This window comes from Idiomarina sp. ST20R2A10 (genome assembly GCF_051842345.1).
GTDB lineage: Bacteria > Pseudomonadota > Gammaproteobacteria > Enterobacterales > Alteromonadaceae > Idiomarina > Idiomarina loihiensis.
In genome coordinates this window covers 21497-45920 of sequence record NZ_JBNIEY010000014.1, presented here as the reverse complement: position 1 = coordinate 45920, position 24424 = coordinate 21497, and the positions used below count along the sequence as shown (strand labels likewise).

The following is a 24424-nucleotide window of genomic DNA, read 5'->3' as shown; positions in this document are numbered from 1 at the left end:
TTTAATCCAGTTCAATGTGCGCGTCGTTTTCATCGCGCCACTTCCACTCATTTTCAAGTGTAGCGGTTGGTTGCAGCATGGCAAAATCGAGCTGACGTATTGGCTCGGAAGACTTAATGCGAATTGGAAAGTCCGGATTCGCTAATGACGTTTTAGCCATAGCAAGCAAAGCATTAGGATAATGCCCCGCGACATGCTCATAGTTTTTCTCGCTAATACCGCCATTTACAATTAACGGAATGTCCGAAAACTCCTGCACAATGTCGCCCAATGACTTATTACTGCCACCTTTAAATGGCTTACGCATTACGTCCGTATCTGTTGTGTGAATGTAATCCACACCGGCTTTCTCCATGGCCTTCACCACTTTTATCATGGCGTCCTCGCCTTCCGGCCACTGATAATCAGAGTCAGTCACGGTAATTTGGCTTAAACGCACACCGACAATGAAGTCGTCGCCTGCGGCGGATTTCGCGGCCTTAACCAGTAATTCCAGAAAATGCATGCGTTTTGCCATGTCTCCGCCCCACTGATCAGGGCGCTGGTTAAAGTAGTCACTTAAAAACTCATTCAGTAAATACCCATTAGCTGCGTGCAACTCAACCCCGTCAAAACCGGCCTCTTTAGCCCGGTTTACGGCACCAACAAAACCGTTCATAACGGCATCAAAATCCGTTTCATCCATGGCTTTCACTTCGGGCCAGCCGTCGGTTTTGCCATACAAGTCCAGCGGTTCACCTTTAGGCTTTACTTCGCTGGGCGCAATGGGTGTGTCTGTGTATTCATTATGCTGGAACTGAGCGCCAGCATGCATCAACTGCATAATAAACTTGCAGTCATGCTTGTGTACTCGTTCGACAATTTCTTTCCAGGCGTCGGTTTGTGGTGCGTCGGTAATGCCCGGCTGATTTTCATAGCCCTGACTTGCCTGCCGGTCTGTGTATACGCCTTCGCTGATGATCATGCTCCAGCCACCTTTCGCGAAACGCTCGTAATACTCGCCCATTAACTCCGTTGGCTTGCCCTTCTTGTCGGCACTGGTTCGTGTCATGGGAGCCACAACAAAACGGTTCTCAAACTTGTGGCCTTTTAATTCAAAATCATCAAATGCTGAACTCATACGGAATTCCTTTTTCATCTAATACTGTTATATGACTTTGAGCATAATTACGCAGAATTCAAGGGGAATTGATCACTTTGTTGTTAAATCAGCTGAAAGTACAACCGCTGCTTTTTGCTTACGACCACCGTAGCCAAAGGCTTTGCTGAAGGTACTTATAGGCACCGGTAAATACTGACGTTCGGTAGGAGATTCCCAGGGTAAAGTGTCGTAATCGGGGTCGTTTATGTAGATAAAGTCATCGTCGGCCGCGCAAATTAAGACCCAATGCGGTGCCCTAATACCGTCAAACTGATAAGTAGAGATAAGCACCATAACCAGACAGCCCTGGCTTAAGTCCTCTTTTATTAACGTCACGTCATAGTCGCGTACAACAATGGGAACACCATGCTTTTCCAGGTAGGTCATATCGGCCTGCTGTATGCGCTGCATAACCGTTTTTTTCTGCTCCTGACGGACGGAATCCACAAATAATGGCTGGTCGGTATTGACCTCCACCCGAACTTTCAGGCCACGCTGAAACGCCGCCCGCGCAAGCCCATGAGGGCCGCAGCCACCGTGCCCGGAGGTCATATAAATGGTCGTCGCCTGACGCCAAATTTCCAGCTCTTCGGCTTGCGGGTCGCTACTGGGCCGGCCGAAGTAGTCCATAGCCATTAGCAAGCTTGCGGGGCCGCAGGTAAACTCCGTCGACTGGGTCAGCATAGGAACGTATTCTTCAGTTGCTCCCACGCCCGCATCTTCGCCCATTTCATAACGAGGCAATAGCTTTTGCAGCACCAGAGCGTCTGTCGATTGCGACGCAGAAGGCGGAAAGTAGGCTTCACGCAGCTCTATTGCCCGGAAGCCTTCGCTGTTCATCAGCTGTTGCCCTACGGTATTAGAGGTTGCTACCTCGGTACGTAAAAACAGGGAGTGCCGCTCATCGGCCAAGTCTTCTGCAGTTTGCAACAAACGGCGACCATAGCCATTACTGCGATGTTCCTTTTCGACAACCAAAGCATAGAGTCGAGCCAGATTTGTATTATTTCGGTACAGGACAACGGTATAACCAATGACCTTTTCGTTCAGCAGTAACACCTGAAAATCCGCACTAGGCGACTCAATAAACCGCCGAAAACTACGCTTACTGATCGCATCTTCGGGGAAAGTGACAGCTTCTAGTGCCGCTACAGCGTCTAAATGCTCATTACGTGCCGGTTGAATACTGGCCATAAAATAAAACCCCTTAATTTTACGCAGATTTTACGCCTAAAGACGCTTTCGGTATAGAGATTTTACGCCCTGCAGAATTAACCTTAGCAATAGAAAAAGTCGGTTCTTCGTATGAGGTTACAGTGAATCTAAAAGCAACGTTGCGCCTATTAACCTGGCCTATGATCTGGATTGCCTCAATTCAGTGTTTTTTTGGTTTGCTTTCGGTTTTTGTCTTTAGGGACAAAACCTTTACCGACTTTATTTATTCCTCTTTGCTCTGCCTTGTTCTCGCGCTCTTTCTATTCATACGCACTAATAACGGCGGGCAAAAGAAAATCTTTTTCCGCGAAGCCTTGGCGTTCGCTTCATTCACCTGGATTTTAATAGGCGTTCTGGGAGCATTACCCATTATGTCTGTTACCGGGGTTAGCTTTACCGACGCAGTATTTGAGTCGGTCAGCGCTATGACCACCACCGGTGCCACCATTCTCACCGGCCTTGATGAAATGCCCAAAAGCTTTTTACTGTACCGCCAGTTTCTGCAATGGATGGGCGGGCTCGGTATCGTGATTTTTGTAGTCGCCATTCTTCCCATGCTAAACGTGGGTGGCATGCGCCTGCTTAAGGCTGAAACTCCGGGTCCCATTAAAAATGAGAAGTTAGCACCACGTGTTGCGAGTACAAGCCGTTACCTCTGGTTAGTTTACCTGTGCCTGACAATAGGCTGTGCCGGCAGTTACTGGTTGGCCGGAATGTCTCCTTTCGATGCCATAGCCCATAGTCTGACGACCGTATCAACCGGCGGGTTTTCGCCCTACGACGCCAGTATGGGCCACTTTCAGCAACCAATTATTCTTATAGTTGCCGATGTGTTTATGATTCTGGGGGCTATCAGTTTTGCCCTGCACCATAAACTGTTTACAGCCAGAGCCATAAGTGGCTACTGGAAAGACGAGGAAACTCGCTGGTTTTTAATTGCGTTGGCCGTTTTCAGCGTTATTCTTACCGCTCTGGCATTCAACGCTCAAACTCACCATTCCTTCGGGGAGTCTCTGAATCAGGCGGTTTTTCATGTCGTTTCCTTTATGACCAGTACCGGTTACGGTGCCGATGACCTCTCTGCCTGGCCTGCGGCTACGGCTGGCTTTTTAGTGGCAGCCAGTTACCTGGGCGGCTGCGCGGGGTCAACTGCCGGAGGCAACAAATTTGTCCGTAATGTCATTACCTTACGCATCCTGAAACACCAAATGCTGCAGGCCATCCACCCGCGTGCCATTCTGAAAGTGGTGTATCAGGGAAAAGCGGTGACTAACGACGTGATTCAGGCGGTAATGAGCTTTATGCTAATGGTCGCAATTAGTTCCATGGTGCTTACCCTCATACTGATGCTGACCGGGCTGGATTTTTTCTCGGCATTTACCGCCGTTTCGGCGTGTCTGAACGTACTTGGTCCGGGTTTTGGCGAAGTTTCCAGTAACTTTATTCCGGTATCAGACACCGGAACCTGGGTACTGACGTTAGCAATGATTTTAGGACGCCTTGAATACTTTACTTTGCTAACATTGTTACTTCCTCAATTCTGGCGGGACTAGCACATGAGATTAGAACATGAGTAAACAGCCGTGGTTAGGTTACCTGGCGTCCGCTGCCATCACCGGCACTGCGGCGGGCCTTGCTTACCTGCTCGATCACTGGTTATTGCCCACCTCCGGCACGGTGCTCATTCTGCAACTGGCGGTGTTGCTTATTGCGTTTTTAACCAATTTTCGCGCGGCACTACTTGCCGTTGTTCTGGCCTTGCTGCTGTTTAATTTTTTATTTACAGAACCGCGCTATTCGCTGCACATGACTGACATAGACGAAATGGTTACTGCAATTGTATTTATTGCCGTGGGCGTTATTACCAGCCACTTAGTCACCTTGTTCAGAAACCAAAAAGAAAGCTTACGTCAGGCCCAGCTGCGCTCAAACATTCTGCTATCGGTTTCACACGATCTGAGAACCCCGCTGGCCAGCGTCATTGGCAATTTAAGTACATTGCAGGCGTATCAGAAACGCTTGCCCGAACAAGAACGAGCCGAGCTGTTACAGGGTGCGCTCGATGAGAGTGACCGCCTGCATCGTTATATTGAAAACCTGTTACAGGCAACCCGACTGCAGCACGGCGAAATTCGTCTAACTCATGCAGTGCAGGATATTCGTCCGGTTATCAGTAAAACTCTTTCGCGCTTTGCTTCACAAGAACGGTTACTGGTTAAAGATAATTTACAGCACGCTATGGTTGAAGTTCAGTCCTCGCTGCTGGAGCAGGCATTGTTTAATGTCATTGATAACGCTATGCGCTTTTCCGGCGAGACAGCGCCGGTTACTTTGTCACTGTCAGAAACCGACAAGTTCATTGTCATTGATATTAAAGATGAAGGCCCCGGCATAGAAACCAGTAAGCGCTCGCTTGTATTTAATGTTTTTTATTCGTCGCGCGAGAAAGATTCGGGCACTGGCGGAACCGGTCTTGGGCTGTCAGTTGCTAAAGGAATAATCGACATTCATAACGGCCACATAGGTATTGAAGAAAGCTCTGATGGCTGCCTTGTCCGAATTAAATTACCACGCGCCAACATCACAGAGGAAGTCTCATGAATGCACAAGCCCGCACCGACGGCCCCCGCATTTTAGTCATTGATGACGAACCACAGATACGACGCTTTATGCGGGCCTCACTCACCGCCGAAGGGTACACCTACCTGGAAGCAGCGACAGCCGAGCAAGGGATAAAGCAGATTACCAGCCAGAACCCGCATTTGGTTATTCTGGACTTAGGCCTGCCTGACGCTGACGGCTATCAGGTAATGCGACAGCTGCGCGAATGGAGTCAGGTGCCGGTATTGGTACTGACGGCGCGCGACGACGAACTGCAGAAAGTGAAACTGCTGGAAGGTGGTGCTAACGACTACCTGACCAAACCCTTTGGTATTCGGGAGCTTATGGCGCGTATTCATGTTTTATTACGCGACCTCTCCATTGAACAACCCACAGCCGAAGCCCAGCTTCGTTTTGGTGAGTTACTCATCGACCGCGAGCAACACAAAGTGTTTCTGCAAAACGAGATAGTTAACTTGTCCCGTAAAGAATACGCCTTACTGGATTTTTTAGTCAGCCACCCGCAAAAACTCGTTACTCAGCAACAGTTGCTGGAGAAAATTTGGGGCCAAACACACCAGGAAGACACCCACTATTTGCGTATTTTTGTCAGCCAGGTACGTAAAAAGCTCAAAGATGACCCGGCACAGCCAAAGTATATAGAAACAGAACCCGGTGTCGGCTACCGGTTTATCGCAGAGAAATCCTGACACAATAAGGAGCCGCTTAAGCTACCTTTTCTGGCTTAAATCGTGTTAAACTTGCGCGCAAATTTTGCCAGTCGGGATTATTCTGTGAGCGATAAAAAACCTTCTTTAAGTTATAAAGACGCGGGCGTCGACATTGACGCTGGTAATGCATTGGTTGAACGTATTAAAGGCGTTACCAAGCGCACGCACCGGCCTGAAGTCATGGGTAACATTGGTGGGTTTGGTGCTCTGTGTGAAATTCCGGCGGGTTATAAACAACCGGTTCTGGTGTCCGGCACCGACGGTGTAGGCACCAAGCTGCGTTTAGCCATAGACCTTAAGCGTCACCGCGGTGTGGGTATCGACCTGGTTGCTATGTGCGTCAACGACCTTATTGTACAAGGCGCTGAGCCACTGTTCTTCCTTGACTACTACGCAACAGGCAAACTGGACGTAGACGTAGCAGCTGACGTGGTTGCCGGTATCGGCGACGGCTGTGAACAGTCGGGTTGTGCTCTTATTGGTGGGGAAACCGCAGAAATGCCAGGCATGTACGAAGGCGGCGATTATGACTTAGCCGGTTTCTGTACCGGTGTGGTGGAAAAGTCTGAAATTATTGACGGCACCAAAGTTGCCGACGGCGATGCCTTAATTGCTCTGGCTTCAAGCGGACCTCATTCAAATGGTTACTCGCTTATTCGCAAAATTATTGAAGTGAGCGGTGCCGATTTAGAGTCTCATCTGCAAGGCAAAACACTGGCTGATCATTTATTAGAACCTACCCGCATTTACGTTAAACCGGTTCTGGAGCTGATTAAACACGTACCTGTACATGCATTGTCACACATTACCGGTGGCGGCTTCTGGGAAAACATTCCACGCGTTTTACCGAAAGGCAGCAAAGCCGTTATTGATGGCAACAGCTGGGACTGGCCAGTTATTTTTGACTGGTTAAAAGAGAACGGCAATGTCAGCATGAAAGAAATGTACCGCACCTTTAACTGTGGTGTGGGTATGGTCATCGCCGTACCTAACGAGCAAGCAGATAAAGCCATTCAAATTCTGACAGACGCCGGTGAAGACGCATGGAAAATTGGCCGTATTGCCAACGCGGCTGAAGGTGAAGAGCAAGTCGACATTCTGGCCGACGAGACTCACTAATGAAGCGTATTGTTGTACTAATTTCAGGCACCGGTAGTAATATGCAGGCCATTCAACAGGCCTGCGAAGATGGAAAAGTAGCCGGTGAAGTGGTTGCGGTTATTTCCAATAAAGCCTCGGCTAAAGGCTTAGAGAAAGCAGCTGCTAAAGGCATTGATACCGAGGTATTGAGTCATAAAGAGTTTGACTCTCGCGAGGCTTATGACGCCGAACTAAAATCGCTGATTGATAGTTACCAGCCCGATTTAGTGGTTCTGGCGGGCTTTATGCGCATTCTGACAGGTAATTTTACGCGCCATTATGAAGGCCGCATGTTCAACATTCACCCGTCTCTTCTGCCTAAATATAAAGGTGTGAATACGCACCAGCGCGCATTAGACGCGGGCGATACCGAACACGGCGTGAGTGTGCATTTTGTCACTGAAGAACTCGATGGTGGTCCCGTGGTATTGCAGGCTAAAGTACCTATTTTTGAGGGTGACACAGTGGAAGAAGTTCAGGCTCGCGTGCACGAGCAGGAACACCGTATTTATCCGCTGGTGGTTAACTGGTTTTGTCAGGAGCGTCTTAAGCTGCAAGGCGGTCGCGTAACCTTTGATGGCGAAGTTTTAGGCGCTCAAGGTTACGCAGCGGATTAATTTACATAGACAAGCTTTTCAGTGACATGGTGGCCTGCTCATCACCTTCTTTGAATTGCTGCATTTTAACCATGACGTAGTTTAGCTCCGGCGCGAACCAGAAAAAGGTCTGGCGCCGGTTATTATCCCTTATACGCCCGACTTTTATTGCTTCAACCTCACCGTAAGGCAACGACAACTCTTCTGTTGTCAGCACCTCAAAACGATATTCGTCTTCTTGACCTTTTTCATCAACCAATCGGTACTTAAAAGTTTCAGCTCCGCTGGCCAAATCCACACGTAATTGTTCGGTCACATTGGCTTCATCAAATAACGCGTCTTCCCAGTTCACATCCAGCATGCGCCCGGTATCCACATTGCGAACCTTTTTCTCATTCGGTTTGAATTCACCATGAAAAGACTTATCCGATCCGGTGCCGGTTCTCATGTAAATAAATTCGCGAGGCTCCAGCCGGCTATTCTCTTCATCCACAATAAATACCGAACGAGCTTCACGGGTGTCCGACAAAATAAACCAGGAAATATCCGACTTTGTCCGCAGTTGCCATTCGTCCTCGGGCGACACCTCAAGATAACGGTAACCTTCCCCATACTCGCTGTCACCACGTGTGATCACATAATCAGCCTGATACGGCTTCATTGATTGTTCGATGGGTTGCCCGGCGTTCTGCTGACTATCTGCAACAGCGGTATTCATTGCCAAACCACTTAATAATACGCTGGATACCAGCCAACTGACGGTCCTTTTCACTTTCACTTCTCCCCTTCTGTTCACTACTGGACGTTTATATTGACAACAAAATTCAAACGCCCGTTCAATTTTCTCTTGAAAATATACTCTGGTTGATCTAACTTGCACAGTATTACTGGTCAGACCTCCAAATCGGAGTATTACATTATGAGTATTGCACTTTGGATTGTCGCTACTGTTATAGTCGCGGCTGCATTAATCTACAAGCGAGCCAGCCTGGCTATGTTCAGCGCCGGTCTGGTTATTATGTTCGCTATTGGTAGCGCAATTGACATTGTTGGCCCGGTGCTTTGGGCTATTCTGGCAATTGTTCTGGTTCCGCTTAACATAGCGCCAATTCGTTTAAACCTGCTGACTAAGCCTATTCTTAGCGCATATCGCAAAGTAATGCCAGAAATGTCTGATACCGAGCGTGATGCACTGGAAGCCGGTACGGTCTGGTGGGACGGCGATTTATTCAGTGGTGACCCTGACTGGTCAAAACTTCATAAGGTACCTAAAGCCGAGTTAACGGCTGAAGAAAAAGCCTTTCTGGACGGGCCTTGTGAAGAAGTCTGCAAAATGCTGGACGACTGGGAAGTGACCCACGAATTAACGGACATGCCTGAGCACGTCTGGCAATACCTGAAAGACGAGAAATTCTTCGCCATGATCATCAAGAAAGAGTACTGTGGTCTTGAATTCTCTGCCTACGCGCAGTCTCGTGTTTTACAGAAGCTTGCCGGTGTTAGCACGGTGCTGGCCTCAACCGTCGGCGTACCTAACTCATTAGGCCCGGGCGAATTGTTGCAGCATTATGGCACCAAAGAACAGCAAGACCATTACCTGCCACGCCTAGCCAGCGGTGACGAAATTCCATGTTTCGCACTAACCAGCCCGGAAGCCGGTTCTGACGCAGGCGCTATTCCTGACTCAGGTGTGGTGTGTAAAGGTGAGTGGAACGGCGAAGAAATTGTCGGTATTAAACTGAATTTCAATAAGCGCTACATTACCTTAGCACCAGTAGCTACTGTTTTAGGTCTGGCATTTAAAATGTACGACCCTGACAACCTTATTGGTGAAGAAGAAGAGCTGGGTATTACCTGTGCGCTTATTCCTCGCGACACCAAAGGTGTTGAAATTGGTCGCCGTCACTTCCCGCTGAACGTGCCGTTCCAGAACGGTCCTATCCGCGGTAACGACGTCTTCGTTCCATTAGATTACATTATTGGTGGACAGAAAATGGCCGGTAAGGGCTGGCGTATGCTGGTTGAATGTCTGTCAGTCGGCCGTTCAATTACCTTGCCTTCAAACAGTGCCGGTGGTATTAAGCAAATGGCTCTGGCAACTGGTGCTTACTCACGCATCCGTCGTCAGTTCAAACTACCTATTGGTAAAATGGAAGGTGTTGAAGAGCCAATGGCTCGCATAGGTGGTAACGCGTACCTGATGGATGCGGTGACTATGTTATCCACCAAAGGTATTGATTTAGGCGAGAAGCCTGGCGTTATCGGTGCCATTGCGAAATACCACATGACTGAGAAGCTACGTGCTTGCATGGACGACGCTATGGACGTTCACGGTGGTAAAGGTATCTGTTTAGGACCGAATAACTATCTTGGTCGTGGTTACCAGGGTGTTCCGGTCGCCATTACAGTAGAAGGTGCCAACATTCTTACCCGCAGTATGATGATATACGGCCAGGGCGCTATCCGTTGCCACCCATTTGTTTTGAAAGAAATGGAAGCCTCGGCTGAAAAAGGCCCGGATGCCTTGAAGAAATTTGATAAAGCCGTGTTTGGTCATATTGGCTTTGCCATCAGTAACTTTGTTCGTTCACTGTTCTATGGTTTTGGTGGTCACCGCCTGAGCTCTGTTCCGGCTAGCGACGAAACCCGTAAATACTACCAGCAGATGAACCGCTTCAGTGCCAACATGGCATTATTGTCAGACATTGCTATGGGTAAACTGGGTGGTAGTCTTAAACGCAAGGAACGAGTTTCTGCGCGCTTAGGTGATATGCTCAGCTACTTGTACATCGGTTCTTGTGTGCTGAAGCGTTATCACGACCAGGGTCGCATTAAAGAAGACTTACCATTAGTTCACTGGGCTATGCAGGACACTCTGCATAAGTTACAGGAAGCACAGCTGGAAATGCTGGCGAACTTTGGTGGTGTTGGTAGCTTCATGCGCGCCGTTATGTATCCGTTAGGTCGTATTGCTAAACGTCCTACAGATAAAAACGATCATGAAATTGCCCGTATGCTTATGTCACCAAACGACGTCCGTACGCGTTTAGGCGAAGGCCAGTTCCTTAGCCCTGAAGGTCACTTCGGTTTCCTTGAAGAAACCCTGAAAAACGTGATTGCCTCAGAGCCACTGTACGACAAAGTTTGTAAAGCAGCCGGTAAACGCTTCAGCTTTACTCAATTAGACCAGCTGGCCGCTAAAGGTAAAGAGCTGGGTGTATTGAGTGACGACGAAGTTGCTCTGCTTGAGCGCACGGAAGTTGGTCGCCTGCGTACCATAAACGTTGATGACTTTGCTCCGGAAGATTTATTAGCCGGTCAGGCAGCATTCGATTATGCCCTGAAAAACCTTAAGAAAGATGAAGCTGCATAACAGCTGAAGGTTAACCTACAAACGGCGCCCCTGATTTCAGCGGCGCCGTTTTTTTATGCTAGAATCTTGCGCTGGTCTAAAACTTATAATAAAGGCGCGAGTTATGCAGTCTCCCAATAATGACTATAACGCGACCAGACGAGGCTGGTTTTGCCGGGGTTTCCGCAGGCTACAGTGCCAACCTGCTAATTGGTACAGTAGACCCCTTACTGTCGGGCATTACCGAAGAAGCGGCCAAAATTATTGACCCTGCCTATACCGTTGGCGCAGAAGCCAACTGGTACTTCATGATGGTCAGTACCTTCCTGATTGCGATTATGGGCGCATTTATAACCGACAAAATTGTCGAACCTAAACTGGGTAAATACAACAAAGACGAAGCCTCTATTGATTTGTCCGATCAATCCTCAATGGACCCTCTGAGCAAACAGGAAAAACGCGGGTTAATTTACGCGGGGTTAAGCGTTCTGGTTCTGGCAGGTATTCTGGCATTAACCGTTGTACCTGAATGGGGTATTTTACGCCACCCGGAAACCGGTGATGTTAAAGGTTCGCCATTCCTGAAAGGCGTGGTTGTTTATATCTTCTTCTTTTTCGCCATTCCGGGCTTTGTCTATGGTCGCACGGTTGAGACCATGCGAAACGACCGCGATGTTATCGACGCGATGTCGCACAGCATGAGTACCATGGGTATGTATATTGTGCTGGTATTTTTTGCGGCTCAATTCGTTAACTTCTTTAAGTGGACTAATTTCGGGACTATTTTTGCCATTAATGGTGCAGAGTTCCTGACCAATATTGGCATGACCGGCCCTATCATTTTCCTGTTCTTCATTATGGTCTGCGGCTTTGTGAACCTGATGCTTGGCTCGGCTTCTGCACAGTGGGCTATTACCGCTCCTATTTTTGTGCCGATGCTGATGCTGGTTGGCTATTCGCCGGAAGTCATTCAGGCGGCGTACCGCATTGGTGACTCAGTCACCAATGTTATTACACCAATGATGAGTTACTTTGGCTTAATATTGGCCGTTGCGGCTCGTTACAAGAAGGATTTAGGTATTGGCACTCTGGTTGCCATGATGCTCCCTTATTCTATGTTCTTCTTTGTTGGCTGGTCGGTGCTTTTCTTCCTTTGGGTCTTTGTATTTGGATTCCCTGTAGGACCAGCCGCACCGACTTATTATAACTAAAAAGCTTATTCTGGCCGGCGCATTACGCGGTATGCAATTACCGCGAGTAAGCCGGCCACACCTATGACCCAGGCCATGGCGTAATCAGTGAATGAGCCCGCCTGACTCACTCCGGCAGAAACTAAACCAGCAATTAAAAACTGTAAGCTACCGGTTACTGCAGATGCCGAACCTGCGCGTTCTTTCTGTTCAGCCAAAGCCCCGGCCATAGCGTTCGGGAAAACCATGCCTAAAGTCGAAATATAGGCAAATAACGGCAGCAATATTCCCCAGAAGCCGGCATTAAAATACGCCATAACGCACATTACAATGGATACTACGGCCAATATCGGTAAAGAAACATTAAGGATCTTGCGTGAGGAGTGGTATTTCAGCAACCATCCATTAAGCTGCGAAAAGCCAATAATACCAATAGCGTTTAATCCAAACAGCCAACTGTAGTGCATGGGTTCAAGACCAAAAACCTCAATAAACATTTTTGGCGAACCTGTAATGTAGGCAAACAACCCAGACTGAGCAATAGCACCTGTTAACGAATAACGCAGGAATGAAGGATCTCGCAAAACCGCCCAGTAAGTGCTGCCAGTATTTCGCATACGCACGTCATAACGGCGCCCGCGGGTTTCCGGCAGAACAAAGTGGATAGTCACGGCGGAGGCCACACCTAAACCGGCGACAATTAAGAACAGAGCACGCCATCCCATCCATTCGGTTACATAGGCACCAAACAGAGGCGCCAGAATAGGCGCAACTCCCATTACCAATATGAGGAATGAAAACACACGGGCCGACGCTTGTGGTGTATATAAGTCACGCACCACAGCCCGTGCAATAACAATACCGGCACAGGCCCCTATAGCCTGCAGGAAGCGTAAAGCAATAAGCCACTGAATATCCGGCGCAAAAGCACAACCAATGGATGTCACCACGTAAATAGCTAAACCGATATAAAGCGGGTTTTTACGCCCAAATTTATCGGTCGCTGTACCGTAGAGCAGCTGTCCAATAAAAAGGCCGAAGAAAAATGCCGTCAGCGACAGTTCAACGTGGTGCGTATCGGTCGCATAGTCCGACGCAATAGCGCTGAAAGCCGGCAGGTACATATCAATGGAAAGTGGCGCAAAAGCCGTCAATAACGCCAGAATAACAACAATAAAATCGAATCTGGCGTTATCGGAAACCGGGGCTGGCTCGAATGCACGAGCCATTATTTATCTCCCACAGGAACATATGACTGCGTCGCAAATTCTTGCGGACGCTTCAAAACCTCCTGCTCTCTGGCATAATCCACCAGCGACTGAGCATAGTCTATTCCGGTATTACGGGCTCGTCCGCGCTCACTGACACGATAAAAGGTGTCATAACCGTCCTGACCGCCTGCAATAAAGCTGTTTGTCACCATCACGTAGGTTGCTCTGGCGGTCATTGGCTGCCAACTGCTGCTGCCTTTATCCCACACTTGCAGGTTAGACACACGACTGCCTTTTTCTTTGGTTAAGTCCACCGAATAACGAATACCGGCACCATAGGGATAAGCTCGGGTTGAGCCGCCATCAGAAATGGAATAGGCCAGTGCTTCTTCCATTGCCTGTTTGAACTCAGAGCCGCTCAGTTCCAGCTTAACCAGAGTATTCGCAAAAGGCAGTACATTGAAAGCGTCGCCCACGGTAAAGTCCCCCTGGCTAATGCCAGAGCGGACACCACCACCATTTTGAATAGCAAAGTCAGCTTCCGGCACTGAGCTCAAAAAGGCTTCAGCAACCAGACGGTGAGCACCAGAACTCAGGATGTCAGCACAACCATCGCGTCTCGGCAAATCAATTTCCTGACTACAAATTTGCTGTGGCACCTGCGCCAGCACTTCGGCAGAAAACTCTTCAACTTTGCCTTGATACTCCTGCAACATGCTTTGCAGCTCAGCGTCAGGTTCAACAAAGCTGAATACGTCACTTTCTTCCAGTGCGGTTTTAATCGGCTCGTAAGTTGTCACAATGCCGTCGCTGACCTGAATGTCGTTACTCAGAAGATAATGCGGACGCCCGCCGCACTCTGCAATTTTGTCACCTTCAAATACCGCCTGCATCTCGCCAACTACCAATGAATATTGATAAGCATGGCCAATACAAACTTTGTCGCCGTCGGCATTGCTCAGTTCGGTTGGATAAGGCCCGTCAGACTCCATACCAAAATCACTGAAATCGCCTAACAGCGTATGCGAATCACCACCAATAACAATATCCACGCCTGGCAACTGCTGCACCAGCTCTTTGTCCCGCTCGTATTGAATGTGCGTCAGCAACACTATTTTCTCGATACCCTGCTGTTGAACTTCCGCGATATACTTGCGCGCCGTTTCCAGCTCATCTAAAAACTCAGTAGTTTCATCCGGCTGCGATGACTTTTTGGTTTTACTGGCAATGTCCAGACCTATAATGGCTATTTTTTCACCGCCACGCTCGACTATTGTGTACGGCTGAAACATTTGCCACTCGCGGTCAGGGGTCAGTGGAGACTGCCCGACTTTCGGCTTAATATTGGCTCCGAGCTTCACGGTAGGGCAACTTTCAGTTCCCAATTCCTGCAGGAACTCGGCCAGTCCGGCATCGCCGGTGTCAAACTCATGGTTACCAATAGTGAAGGCATCGAAACAAATGTTGTTCATCATGCGGGCGTCGGCTTCACTACCAAACAAGGTGAAATACAAGCTGCCTGTCAGAGCGTCACCAGCATGCAATGTCAGTACATTTTCGTTAGCCGCGCGTAGCTTTTTGATTTGCGCGCCAACACGAGGGAAACCGCCGGCTTCAACTTGCCACTCCTGTTCACCCCACACTAAGGTTTGCCGCTTAGCATCCAAATTAGAATGGTGGTCATCAATGTGCAGCAACGTCAATCGAAACTCATTGCTTTCAGGCTCCTGCGGAGCTGATGCGCAACTGATTAATAATGCAGAAACAGTGACAGCAGCCACACCCCGAACTATGCGTTTTAGATTAAACTCGCCTGTTTTCACCAGCTGTTCCTTTTAGTCTTTTATCAAACCAATTTCACGTAAGCGCTGCATTAGATAGTCATCCGCTGTAATAGGTTCATCTCGCTGCGGATTTTCATCCGAAATGCAGCTTTCCAGCGGTGTGATCATCACATCCGGATTAAAATGTAAAAAGAAGGGTATTGAGTAACGCGACTTTTCATTAAATGGTGCAGGTGGGTTAACCACCCGATGCGTTGTCGATGGCAGCACATGATTCGTTAAGCGCTGCAGCATGTCACCCACGTTACAAATAATAGCACCTTCAATAATGGTTACCGGCACCCAGGTGCCGTCTTTCGCCAGCACTTCTAACCCCGGTTCACGCGACCCCACCAATAGTGTCAGAACGTTGATGTCTTCATGCGCACCGGCACGAACCGATGGCGTATCTTCATCAATAATAGGTGGATAGTGTAAAGGCCGCAAAATTGAATTGCCGTTATTCACTTTATTGCGGAAAAAGTCTTTCGGCTGACCCAAATAAACTGACAGAGCTTCCAGCACCTGATTACCAAGGTTATCCAAAGCCGCATAAATAGCTAGCATATCGTCTTTAAATTTAGGCAACTCTTGTGGCCAGACGTTTGGCAATAGTTGTGGGTATGCGGGCTCCCCTTCAACTTCACGACCCACATGCCAGAACTCTTTTAAGTCGACATGTTTGGCGTCTTTAGCCACTTCAGTACCAAAGGGCGTGTAGCCTCTGGCGCCACCCTGACCCGGGCGGTGATATTGTTTTTTTACATCTTCAGGTAATGCAAACAATTCACGACAGGTATCCAGTGCCCGTTCAATAAGCGCAGTATCGACGCCGTGCTGAGTTAAGGCAATAAAACCGTATTTTTCGTAACCATTACCGACATCTTGAGTAAAAGCATCAAAATCATTCTGATAACGGCGCATATCAACGTGCGGGATAGACTGCATGGTGAATTCCAACTTCCTGAAAGAGCTTAATGAACAGGCCGTTATTGTATGAATTTTCGGGTTAAATCACAAGTTAGCAAGGAGCCGCTTAACCGGGTTAAAACCTTTACGGTGTATAGGACAAGGCCCGTGTTTTTCCAATAACTCCAGGTGTTTGGGAGTACCATAAGCCTTATGTTTATCGAATTCATATTGTGGGTACAATTCATGCCACTTGAGCATCTGTCTGTCCCGCTCCACTTTCGCTAAAATTGAAGCAGCAGCAATGCATTGTTCGCTGGCATCGCCGCCAACAATGGCTTTTGCCGGTACATTCAACTCCGGAACCCGGTTGCCGTCCACCAGCACCATATCGGGTTTGACCGGCAGTGCTTCCACAGCTCGCTGCATGGCTTTCATCGACGCCCAGAGAATATTAATGGCTTCTATTTCGTCGGGGTCAGACTGAGCAATAGCCCAGTAAAGTGCCTTTTCTTTTATTTCCAGACTCAATTTTTCACGCTTCTTCTCGCTCAGTTTTTTTGAGTCGTTAAGCCCTTCAATTGGGTTATCCGGGTCTAAAATGACAGCCGCTGCCACAACCGGCCCGGCAATAGGTCCGCGACCCGCTTCATCTGTACCACAAATCATTGACACTTTTTCACCTTGTTCGCTTTGTTCCACCTTACAATAATGGTTATGATACCTGCGCATAATAATTAGACCAATAAAATAACAACCAGGGGTTTCACCATGGCTCAATCTCCACAACCAGACCGTTCGCAAAAAGAAAAACCGGACAGTCTGTTAAATCGCCTTTTAGACGGCGTTGAAAAGGTCGGTAATAAACTGCCCGATCCGGCCGTCATGTTCTTTGGCTTATTAATCATTGTCTGGGTAATGTCGTGGCTGTTGTCCGGCGTGAGTTTTGATGAGAAGCACCCGCTTACGGGTGACTCTATTGGCGTAATCAACTTATTAAGCGGCACCGAATTTGCGGCTTTTCTTGCCAATATGGTTGATACCTTTATGGGTTTTGCACCCCTGGGTGTTGTGCTGGTAGCTATGCTGGGTGTGGGTGTAGCCGAACGCTCGGGCTTTATTAATGTTGCCATAAAACTCATGTTGAACGTTACGCCGAAAATGTTGCTGACGCCGGTTTTGATTCTGGTTGCTATAGTCAGCCATACGGCAGTTGATGCCGGCTACGTTCTGGTTATTCCTTTAGGTGGTGTAATTTTCTACGCGGCCGGCAGACATCCGCTGGCGGGTATTGCTGCAGCCTTTGCTGGTGTTTCCGGCGGTTTCAGTGCCAACTTCGTACCTTCGGCTATCGATCCGTTGTTGCAGGGCTTTACTGAAAGCGCCGCACAAATTATTGACGCCGACATGCAGTTAAATCCACTGAATAACTATTACTTTACAGCCGCTTCGTCAATTGTCGTTGTTGCCATTGGTTGGTTCCTGACGGACAAAGTGGTTGAGCCCCGTTTACGCGGTGCCGAAATTGATGGTGACGCCGAAGATATGCCTGCGCTAGACGACGTCTCCCCACGTGATCGCAAAGCGTTTTATGCTGGCGTAATCACCATGGCCGTAGGTTTGGCTCTGTTGTATTTCTCAGCAACGGCTGAAAATACTCCTTTGGCTGACCCGGCAACCGGTGAATTGGCATCTTACTCAGCACCTCTTATGGGTATGATTGTACCGCTCATTTTCTTACTGTTTATTATTCCGGGTATTGTTCACGGCTATGTTTCCGGTAACTTTACCAACTCGCAGGATGTTATCGGCGCAATGACTAAGTCAATGGAAGGCATGGCCTACTATATGGTTATGGCGTTCTTCTGTGCCTTATTCATAAAAGCGTTCGGAGATTCACAGCTCGGCACTTTAATATCCGTTAAAGGCGCTAACTTCCTGGCCAGCTTAGAGCTGTCTGGTGGGGTTACTATGGTCGGCATCGTTTTCTTAGTAGCCTTTATTAACTTATTCGTAGGTTCAGCATCGGCTAAATGGGCCCTGATATCCCCTATTTTTGTGCCTATGCTAATGCAGTTAGGCTATTCACCCGACTTAACCCAGGCGGCGTATCGTGTCGGTGATTCATCCAGTAATATTATTACGCCACTACTGCCTTACTTCCCGCTGGTCGTTCTTTATTGCCAACGCTATGTTAAAGGCACAGGCATAGGTACTTTAGTAGCAATGATGCTGCCCTATACTGTAGCGCTCTTAATACTATGGTCAGCCTTCCTTATCCTCTACTGGACTCTTGGCTTTCCTCTGGGTATCCAGGCAAATTACGTTTACCCTGCGGGCTAAATATCCGAATTTAAACTCGTATGAAAAACCAGTGAGTCACCTTAAGAAAGGTGGCTCACCGCATTTACGACATTCGTCGCACCTTCATCTATCTCTTCTATCAAGCTTTTCACTTTTTCAATTTGCTCTTTTCCGCGCTTTGCCATTTCCTGAATATCGTCAATAGACAACGAGATAGCTTCTGAAACTTCTGAACTGCGCTGCATAACGCCCGATATCTCGCTTGTTGCCTGCGTCGTTCTGGTTGCCAAATTTCTTACTTCGTCAGCAACCACAGCAAACCCACGCCCATGCTCACCCGCTCTAGCCGCTTCAATCGCCGCATTTAATGCCAGAAGATTTGTTTGTTCAGCTAGTGCGTTAATGGTTTTGACAATGTCTTCAATACTAACGGCTTGCTCTTGTAACTGCTCAATAATATCGTCGGTTTTCTGGCTTTTAGTCAGAATTTCATTAGAGGTTTCCACAGAGACATCAATAGAGGCTTTACCGTCTTTCACTATCATCGCCGTTTGCTGAGACGTCGAATACGCAATTTCTGCAGCTTCTGTGGTTTGCTGGGCTTTTAACACTTGCTCCGTCACGTCGCTGGCAAACTTAATGATTTTTACAACTCGACCATTACTATCAAAAATTGGGTTGTAACTGGCTTCCAGCCAAATCGGTTGCCCGTGCTTGCTGACACGCTTAAAACGTCCGGTTTTAAACTCACCTTTACCAAGTTCTCGCCAAAAACCCGGATTTTCATCGTAAAAGCTTTGCTCACAAAACAGCTTATGGTGCTTGCCGGTAATATCGCTGAGCGAGTAACCCAAAGTGTTCAGAAAGTTATCATTTGCCCAGGTAATGACTCCGTCAGGTGAAAACTCGATAGTCGCCATTGACTTATTAATTGCCGTATTAATGGCGGTTTGCTGCTCTAAGGCGGTGACTTCGTCAGTGACATCACTGGCAATTTTCGTAATGAAAACAACCTCGCTTTTCTCGTTTTTAACAGGAAAGTACGTCGCTTCTAACCAAATAATGTCGCCATTACTGCGAATGCGCTTAAATCGCTCATGCTGCGACTTACCCTCTGCCAGCTGCTGCCAAAAATTTCGATACGCCTGAGAAGATGAATAACTCGGTTCACAAAACATTTTGTGATGTTTAGAGATAACATCATCGAGACCATATCCCATGGTTTCCAGAAACTGGTTATTGGCATTTAAAACATAGCCCTGAGGGGTAAAGTCAATACGCGCAACATTACTGTCAATGGCATTCATTAACTGTTTATATTGCGACAGCTCTTCAGTGGTTTTAGCGAGCTGGTGTTTCGTTTTAGCGCAAAGCATTAAGGTATTCCTACAACAAACAAAGAACTTTTGAATGCGATAGTTTACGCTTTGCTGGTCTAATCAGATCAAAAAAAGATCTATTTTAGAGTAAATACTTACCAATACTTGATCTGTATCAAATTCGCTAAAGCCGGCATTAAGAACTCCATGCCGGGTTCCAGGTAACTTCCCAAATATGACCGTCCGGATCTTTGAAGAAACCGCCGTAGCCACCCCAAAATAAGTCTTTAGCCTCATGAAGAATGGTTGCTCCTGCCAATTTAGCCTCATTCATAACTGCATCAACTTCAGAGTGGGAACTGACATTATGGCTCAGCAGCACCTCATTAGCATTTTTAGCGACATCAACACCCATTTCAGCAGCAATGCTTTTACGCGGCCACAAAGCCAACCTCAAACCACTAGGCAGTTTAAAGAAAGCAACGGCACCGTTTTCAATGTCCTCACCGACAATGCCCTTCGTTTCCCAGCCTAAACCGTCCTGATAAAAAGCAAGTGCGCGCTTTAAGTCATCGACTCCCAGCGTAATAACACTGATACTTGGGTTCATAGAATCTTACTGCCTCAAAAGTTAAACTCTTACTTTAATTAACGCTTAAGTGATGGTCAAAGTATGGACGCAACATTGCTGGAACATTATAAAAATACCGACTACTGGTTTGTTGTGAATGGCCAAAAAATGACTTTATCGGTAGGTAGCACCAATAGCGACTTTAATACACTCTGTCATGACTTAAACTGCAAAACAGGGGCCTTTATTACCGCTTTTAACCCTCAAAGTCGGCAGTTAACCTTTGACGAGAATTGCGAAAGGAACCAACAGTTAGAAGCTGAATTAGTGGGTTTTAAAGGCATTCGATACTTTTACGGAGTAGGTCAAGACCGCAGTTTCCAATGGCCAGCCGAAAAAAGCTTTATGGTTTTAGGGTTGAGTCAACAAACAGTCATTGACCTTGCCCGCCGATATCAGCAGAATGCCTTTCTCTGGATTGAACACCAACAAGCTGCAGTGCTCATCGACGTATGAGTTAAGGGGGGCACCATGCCATCACACCATAGCCGCTGATAAACTCGCGTTTATCTACGCCCTTATTGCCGTTTTATTATGGTCGACGGTCGCTACGGCGTTTAAAATCACACTAGAGTACATGACGCCATTACAAATGGTAACAGCCGCCAGTGTCGTTTCCTTTGCTATTCTAAGCCTAGTCTGTGTGATTCAGAGAAAGTCTCACTTGTTGCTGCTTGAGCTGCGGAAAATGCCCTTGTACTACGTACTAATGGGGCTTATTAACCCTCTTATTTACTATTTAGTGCTTTTTCAAGCTTATAAACTGCTACCTGCCTCCGAAGCTCAGCCCCTGAATTACACATGGGCAATAGCACTCAGTATTATGGCCGCCCTGTTTCTAAAGCAGCATATTCGTCGCCGCGACTGGGTCGCCTGCGCACTGGGTTATTTTGGAGTGCTAGTTATAGCGACCCGCGGTGACTTATTAGGGCTAAGCTTTAGCAACCCCTGGGGTGTTTTACTAGCCTTAATATCAACCTTCCTGTGGGCAGGATACTGGATACTCAACACCCGACGTAATGCAGATTCAGTCGTTAGCCTGGTCTTGTCCTTTGGCCTAGCATTGCCAATTCTAATTATTGCCAGCTTTGTCTGGAGCGACTGGTCGAACATACCCTGGCAAGGCTGGGCAGCTGTCAGTTATGTCGGATTATTTGAAATGGGTATTACCTTTCTGTTTTGGCTAAAGGCCATGAAAACAGCCACCAACACCGCACTTATCAGCAACTTAATTTTTATTTCGCCCTTTATCTCGCTGTTGCTGCTCTCGGTCGTGATTGGCGAAACCATTTACCCAAGTACGCTAGTTGGGCTTATGCTTATTATTTTCGGACTGTTAGTTCAACGTATTCACATTCGACGTAAGCTTAAGCCATAGCCTTATCCACAATCTCATCAGCAGCTTCTTTGTCATCTTTATCCGGCGACGGACCATCACCGGCACCATTTTCTCCCGGAGCTAAAGCAAGCTCTGTCAGTAATGGAAAATGATCTGACCCAAAACCCGGTAAACGAGTCATTGAAACCAGTGCAAAATGGTGGCTATGAAAAATATGATCGAGCGGCCAGCGAGCAAACCAATAGTCCGCGTGGAAAGTGTTAAACATACCCCGTCCCACGCGCGGGTCTAATAAACCACTTAGCTTTCGAAAAAGCAGTGTCGTTCTCGACCAGGCCACATCGTTCAAGTCGCCAGTGACTATAGTCGGATGCTTCTCGGGCTCTACGTGTTTCGCAACTAACAGGAGTTCACCATCACGCTCCTCCGACTCCTCATTTTCCGTTGGACTCGGCGGCGCCGGATGCACAAAGTGCGCTTTCACTTTCTGCCCTGTCGGTAACTCAATAAAACAATGTATCGATGGCTTATCGTCTTCAATTAGGTATTCAATGCTAATGTCAGATAACGGCAGCCGAGAATAGAGATGCATACCATAGAGATTATCCAAAGGTACTTTAACCGTATGAGGGTAGTTCTCTTCAATAGCCTCTAACTGCTCCCCCCACCATCCATCAGACTCAAGCGTTACCAGAACATCCGGCGTATAGTCCCGAACCAACTTAATAAGGCCATCACTGTTACGGTTAGGCGTCAGTACATTCGCCGTCATAATTCTAAGCCGAGCCCCTGCCTCGCCTACATCAACCGCTTTCACTTCTTTCGGGAATAAAGCCGTATAAGGCACCACCCACCACAGCTGACAAACAAGACAACCAATAATCAGCCCCATAGCCACCGCAGTGACCGACGTCCAGTCACGTATAACCACAAAGCCAACTATCAACAGCACACTTAGCACCACCGAAAGCTGTAACCTGGGAAAATCTAACCCGCGAATCCACCAAACCTGCGACCACGACAACGGCGCTAACGTCAGTACCGCCAGTAATATCGCTAAAGAAAGGTAAATAATTTCAAACATCTTGGCTCTCTATGCTTCTCAGATAAGAAAACCATAGCACAGCTGTAGAAAATAAGGGGAAAGGAAGGTTAAAGTCTTAGTAAACGAGGCTCCGCGGGCATTGTGTGTAGCGCTAAGAGTTAAGGCCCGCTGATACAGGAGTGTCGAAGGCCATGGATGGCCTTCGTCAAGCCCTCATGGATGAGCTCGTTGCGTCTCCTGTATCAGCGGGCCTTAGCTCCAAGCGGAGCACTATGTCCGCGGAGCCTTGCCGTTATCTCAGACCATGTTAACCAGCATGCTGGTTGGGTCTTCGAGGTATTCCTGCCAGAGCTTGTTGAAGCGAGCAATGGTGCCGCCGTCGATAATACGATGGTCGCCTGACCAGCTTACCGTCATTATCTTACGAGCTACCACGTTGCCGCTTTCGTCAAAACGCGGTAATTCCTGCACTTTACCTAAGGCAACAATAGCTGCTTCCGGCTTATTAATGATAGGTGTTGCCACCGTACCGCCAATAACGCCAATATTTGAAATGCTGATGGTACCGCCTTTCATATCGGCCTGCGGCAACTTACCTTCGCGCGATGCCTGAGTCAGACGAGTCACTTCATTGGCTACATCGATGATGCTTTTGTTTTGTACCTGTTTTACGTTAGGTACTAACAGGCCAATTTTGGTGTCAACGGCCATACCAATGTTGTGATCATCAAAATAAGTGATCTCAGTACAATCTTCATTTACCTGCGCATTCATCACAGGGAATTCTTTCAGTGCCAGCGACAGAGCTTTGATAAAGAATGGCATGACAGTTAAACGAATGCCCTTCTCTTTGTATTGCTCTTTTAGCTTTTCACGCAATGCGATTAAGTCAGTAACATCAAACTCATCGGCGTAAGTAAAATGCGGAATCGTACTGACCGAGCTCATCATTTGCTTAGCCATGGCTGCTTTCACACCGCGGATAGCTTCGGTACGAGTACCACCGCTAGCAGCAGCTTTTTGCGGTTGCTGACTATCGCTTGATACCGCTGACTTCTGCTCACCCGATTTAAAGGCTTCAATATCTTGCTTCAGAACCCGGCCTTTTTTACCTGAACCTGGTACTTCAGCAATGTTAATATCGCTCTCACGTGCCAAACGACGCACTGCCGGGCTGGCAACTGCTTTGCCCTGACGCGCTTTCGCTGGTGGCTCCGCTTCTGCTTTGGAAGCAGATGGCGAAGTCTTAGAATCGGGGTCAACATGACTCTGCGGTGCATTTGAACCCGATTCTTGAACACCGCCCGCAGGCTTCAACGCAAACAACGGCTTATGTACTTCCGCAATATCACCTTTTTTGTGATACAACTTAACCACAGTACCGTCGTCTTTAGCCGGAATTTCAACCGTAGCTTTGTCCGTCATGACTTCAACAACCGGCTGATCTTCTTTAACTTCGTCGCCTTCAGACACCAGCCATTCAACGATTTCGCACTCAACAATACCTTCGCCAATATCAGGCAAAATAAAGTCAGTTGTATCACCGCTGCTTGAGGTTTGTTTTTCCTCTGTTTTCGGTTCTTCTTTTTTAGTCGGCTCGCTTTCTTTAGCAGGCGCCTCATCAGAAGAGCCGTCAGCTGGCTTTATCGCAAATAACGGTTCGTGAACCTTGGCAATATCACCTTTCTGGTAATACAGTTTTTCCACAATGCCGTCGTCTTTGGCCGGGATCTCAACCATAGCTTTGTCGGTCATAACCTCAACTACGGGTTGGTCTTCTTTAACTTCGTCACCTTCGGCAACCAGCCACTCAACGATTTCGCACTCTACGATCCCTTCGCCGATATCGGGCAGAATAAAGTCTTTACTCATGTCGA

Annotated in this window: 20 protein-coding genes and 1 pseudogene; 10 read left to right on the top strand and 11 right to left on the bottom strand. The window is 47.8% G+C overall.

Annotated elements, in window-relative coordinates:
- Position 1: 1 nt before the first annotated feature.
- Positions 2–1120 carry an NADH:flavin oxidoreductase gene (locus ACP7H9_RS13740; protein WP_439222907.1) on the bottom strand — a complete coding sequence of 373 codons (1119 nt, stop codon included), beginning with the start codon at positions 1118–1120 and terminating at the stop codon, positions 2–4.
- Positions 1121–1192: 72 nt separating this feature from the next.
- On the bottom strand, positions 1193–2335 hold the full coding sequence (locus ACP7H9_RS13735) for a peptidase C39 family protein (protein WP_342488136.1): 1143 nt from the start codon (positions 2333–2335) through the stop codon (positions 1193–1195).
- Between the two features lie 122 nt (positions 2336–2457).
- Between ACP7H9_RS13735 and ACP7H9_RS13730 the strand changes: the two genes are divergently transcribed.
- The 5 genes from ACP7H9_RS13730 to purN all read left to right on the top strand — a co-directional run bounded on the left by ACP7H9_RS13730 (position 2458) and on the right by purN (position 7445).
- Positions 2458–3909 carry a TrkH family potassium uptake protein gene (locus ACP7H9_RS13730; protein ID WP_439222906.1) on the top strand — a complete coding sequence of 484 codons (1452 nt, stop codon included), beginning with the start codon at positions 2458–2460 and terminating at the stop codon, positions 3907–3909.
- Positions 3910–3925: 16 nt separating this feature from the next.
- Entirely contained in the window at positions 3926–4957 is a 1032-nt protein-coding gene (locus ACP7H9_RS13725; protein ID WP_439222905.1) for a sensor histidine kinase, read from the top strand.
- Positions 4954–5667, top strand: coding sequence for a response regulator (locus tag ACP7H9_RS13720; RefSeq protein ID WP_011234897.1), 714 nt, complete (start codon positions 4954–4956; stop codon positions 5665–5667). The genes ACP7H9_RS13725 and ACP7H9_RS13720 overlap by 4 nt, the downstream gene beginning before the upstream one ends.
- Before the next feature lie 84 nt (positions 5668–5751).
- On the top strand, positions 5752–6807 hold the full coding sequence (gene purM / locus ACP7H9_RS13715) for a phosphoribosylformylglycinamidine cyclo-ligase (RefSeq protein WP_255801622.1): 1056 nt from the start codon (positions 5752–5754) through the stop codon (positions 6805–6807).
- Positions 6807–7445, top strand: a complete 639-nt coding sequence (gene purN / locus ACP7H9_RS13710) for a phosphoribosylglycinamide formyltransferase (RefSeq protein WP_414018996.1) — start codon at positions 6807–6809, stop codon at positions 7443–7445. Before purM ends, purN begins: the two co-directional genes overlap by 1 nt.
- 1 nt (position 7446) lies before the next feature.
- Here the strand turns inward: purN and ACP7H9_RS13705 are convergent, their stop codons facing one another.
- A complete protein-coding gene (locus ACP7H9_RS13705) occupies positions 7447–8196 on the bottom strand; it encodes a DUF3108 domain-containing protein (RefSeq protein ID WP_414018995.1) in 750 nt (249 codons plus the stop codon).
- A 147-nt stretch (positions 8197–8343) separates the two neighbouring features.
- Between ACP7H9_RS13705 and fadE the strand changes: the two genes are divergently transcribed.
- The gene (fadE, locus tag ACP7H9_RS13700) at positions 8344–10797 is read left to right on the top strand and encodes an acyl-CoA dehydrogenase FadE (protein WP_414018994.1); all 2454 of its coding nucleotides are present in this window, start codon (positions 8344–8346) and stop codon (positions 10795–10797) included.
- Positions 10798–10940: 143 nt separating this feature from the next.
- A pseudogene (locus tag ACP7H9_RS13695) lies at positions 10941–11987 on the top strand (AbgT family transporter); the annotation flags it as partial.
- Between the two features lie 5 nt (positions 11988–11992).
- On the opposite strand, the gene ACP7H9_RS13690 reads toward ACP7H9_RS13695, so the two are convergent.
- The 4 genes from ACP7H9_RS13690 to rnhB form a co-directional block, all read right to left on the bottom strand.
- Positions 11993–13195 (bottom strand): multidrug effflux MFS transporter, encoded by a 1203-nt coding sequence (locus ACP7H9_RS13690; RefSeq protein ID WP_011234903.1) that lies wholly within the window; start codon positions 13193–13195, stop codon positions 11993–11995.
- The gene (locus ACP7H9_RS13685) at positions 13195–15000 is read right to left on the bottom strand and encodes a bifunctional metallophosphatase/5'-nucleotidase (RefSeq protein ID WP_439222904.1); all 1806 of its coding nucleotides are present in this window, start codon (positions 14998–15000) and stop codon (positions 13195–13197) included. The genes ACP7H9_RS13690 and ACP7H9_RS13685 overlap by 1 nt, the downstream gene beginning before the upstream one ends.
- A 12-nt stretch (positions 15001–15012) precedes the next feature.
- Entirely contained in the window at positions 15013–15948 is a 936-nt protein-coding gene (locus ACP7H9_RS13680) for an isopenicillin N synthase family dioxygenase (RefSeq protein ID WP_011234905.1), read from the bottom strand.
- Between the two features lie 66 nt (positions 15949–16014).
- Positions 16015–16641, bottom strand: coding sequence for a ribonuclease HII (gene rnhB / locus ACP7H9_RS13675; protein ID WP_110013802.1), 627 nt, complete (start codon positions 16639–16641; stop codon positions 16015–16017).
- A 39-nt stretch (positions 16642–16680) separates the two neighbouring features.
- On the opposite strand from rnhB, the gene ACP7H9_RS13670 reads away from it, so the two are divergent.
- Entirely contained in the window at positions 16681–18252 is a 1572-nt protein-coding gene (locus ACP7H9_RS13670; protein ID WP_439222903.1) for an AbgT family transporter, read from the top strand.
- Positions 18253–18293: 41 nt separating this feature from the next.
- On the opposite strand, the gene ACP7H9_RS13665 is transcribed toward ACP7H9_RS13670, so the two are convergent.
- Positions 18294–19589, bottom strand: coding sequence for a methyl-accepting chemotaxis protein (locus ACP7H9_RS13665; protein WP_110013804.1), 1296 nt, complete (start codon positions 19587–19589; stop codon positions 18294–18296).
- Between the two features lie 139 nt (positions 19590–19728).
- Entirely contained in the window at positions 19729–20142 is a 414-nt protein-coding gene (locus tag ACP7H9_RS13660; protein WP_110013805.1) for a VOC family protein, read from the bottom strand.
- A gap of 63 nt (positions 20143–20205) precedes the next feature.
- Between ACP7H9_RS13660 and ACP7H9_RS13655 the strand changes: the two genes are divergently transcribed.
- Together ACP7H9_RS13655 and ACP7H9_RS13650 are read left to right on the top strand one after the other, a co-directional pair.
- The gene (locus ACP7H9_RS13655) at positions 20206–20619 is read left to right on the top strand and encodes a DUF3293 domain-containing protein (protein WP_110013806.1); all 414 of its coding nucleotides are present in this window, start codon (positions 20206–20208) and stop codon (positions 20617–20619) included.
- Entirely contained in the window at positions 20567–21541 is a 975-nt protein-coding gene (locus ACP7H9_RS13650) for a DMT family transporter (RefSeq protein ID WP_309109150.1), read from the top strand. The genes ACP7H9_RS13655 and ACP7H9_RS13650 overlap by 53 nt, the downstream gene beginning before the upstream one ends.
- Here the strand turns inward: ACP7H9_RS13650 and ACP7H9_RS13645 are convergent.
- Together ACP7H9_RS13645 and ACP7H9_RS13640 are read right to left on the bottom strand one after the other, a co-directional pair.
- Positions 21531–22586 (bottom strand): endonuclease/exonuclease/phosphatase family protein, encoded by a 1056-nt coding sequence (locus tag ACP7H9_RS13645; protein ID WP_342488116.1) that lies wholly within the window; start codon positions 22584–22586, stop codon positions 21531–21533. The genes ACP7H9_RS13650 and ACP7H9_RS13645 overlap by 11 nt on opposite strands.
- Positions 22587–22844: 258 nt before the next feature.
- Positions 22845–24419, bottom strand: a complete 1575-nt coding sequence (locus ACP7H9_RS13640) for a dihydrolipoyllysine-residue acetyltransferase (RefSeq protein WP_439222902.1) — start codon at positions 24417–24419, stop codon at positions 22845–22847.
- Positions 24420–24424 lie beyond the last annotated feature (5 nt).

Excerpts from the sequence above, each read along its gene's own strand:
- ACP7H9_RS13690 (WP_011234903.1), bottom strand. The coding sequence starts at position 13,195 with ATGGCTCGTGCATTCGAGCCAGCCCCGGTTTCCGATAACGCCAGATTC.
- ACP7H9_RS13660 (WP_110013805.1), bottom strand. The coding sequence starts at position 20,142 with ATGAACCCAAGTATCAGTGTTATTACGCTGGGAGTCGATGACTTAAAG.
- ACP7H9_RS13645 (WP_342488116.1), bottom strand. The coding sequence starts at position 22,586 with ATGTTTGAAATTATTTACCTTTCTTTAGCGATATTACTGGCGGTACTG.
- ACP7H9_RS13720 (WP_011234897.1), top strand. The coding sequence starts at position 4,954 with ATGAATGCACAAGCCCGCACCGACGGCCCCCGCATTTTAGTCATTGAT.
- ACP7H9_RS13650 (WP_309109150.1), top strand. The coding sequence starts at position 20,567 with ATGCCTTTCTCTGGATTGAACACCAACAAGCTGCAGTGCTCATCGACG.
- fadE (WP_414018994.1), top strand. The coding sequence starts at position 8,344 with ATGAGTATTGCACTTTGGATTGTCGCTACTGTTATAGTCGCGGCTGCA.
- ACP7H9_RS13725 (WP_439222905.1), top strand. The coding sequence starts at position 3,926 with ATGAGTAAACAGCCGTGGTTAGGTTACCTGGCGTCCGCTGCCATCACC.
- ACP7H9_RS13640 (WP_439222902.1), bottom strand. The coding sequence starts at position 24,419 with ATGAGTAAAGACTTTATTCTGCCCGATATCGGCGAAGGGATCGTAGAG.
- ACP7H9_RS13740 (WP_439222907.1), bottom strand. The coding sequence starts at position 1,120 with ATGAGTTCAGCATTTGATGATTTTGAATTAAAAGGCCACAAGTTTGAG.
- ACP7H9_RS13670 (WP_439222903.1), top strand. The coding sequence starts at position 16,681 with ATGGCTCAATCTCCACAACCAGACCGTTCGCAAAAAGAAAAACCGGAC.
- ACP7H9_RS13655 (WP_110013806.1), top strand. The coding sequence starts at position 20,206 with ATGGACGCAACATTGCTGGAACATTATAAAAATACCGACTACTGGTTT.
- rnhB (WP_110013802.1), bottom strand. The coding sequence starts at position 16,641 with ATGCGCAGGTATCATAACCATTATTGTAAGGTGGAACAAAGCGAACAA.
- purN (WP_414018996.1), top strand. The coding sequence starts at position 6,807 with ATGAAGCGTATTGTTGTACTAATTTCAGGCACCGGTAGTAATATGCAG.
- ACP7H9_RS13680 (WP_011234905.1), bottom strand. The coding sequence starts at position 15,948 with ATGCAGTCTATCCCGCACGTTGATATGCGCCGTTATCAGAATGATTTT.
- ACP7H9_RS13735 (WP_342488136.1), bottom strand. The coding sequence starts at position 2,335 with ATGGCCAGTATTCAACCGGCACGTAATGAGCATTTAGACGCTGTAGCG.
- ACP7H9_RS13665 (WP_110013804.1), bottom strand. The coding sequence starts at position 19,589 with ATGCTTTGCGCTAAAACGAAACACCAGCTCGCTAAAACCACTGAAGAG.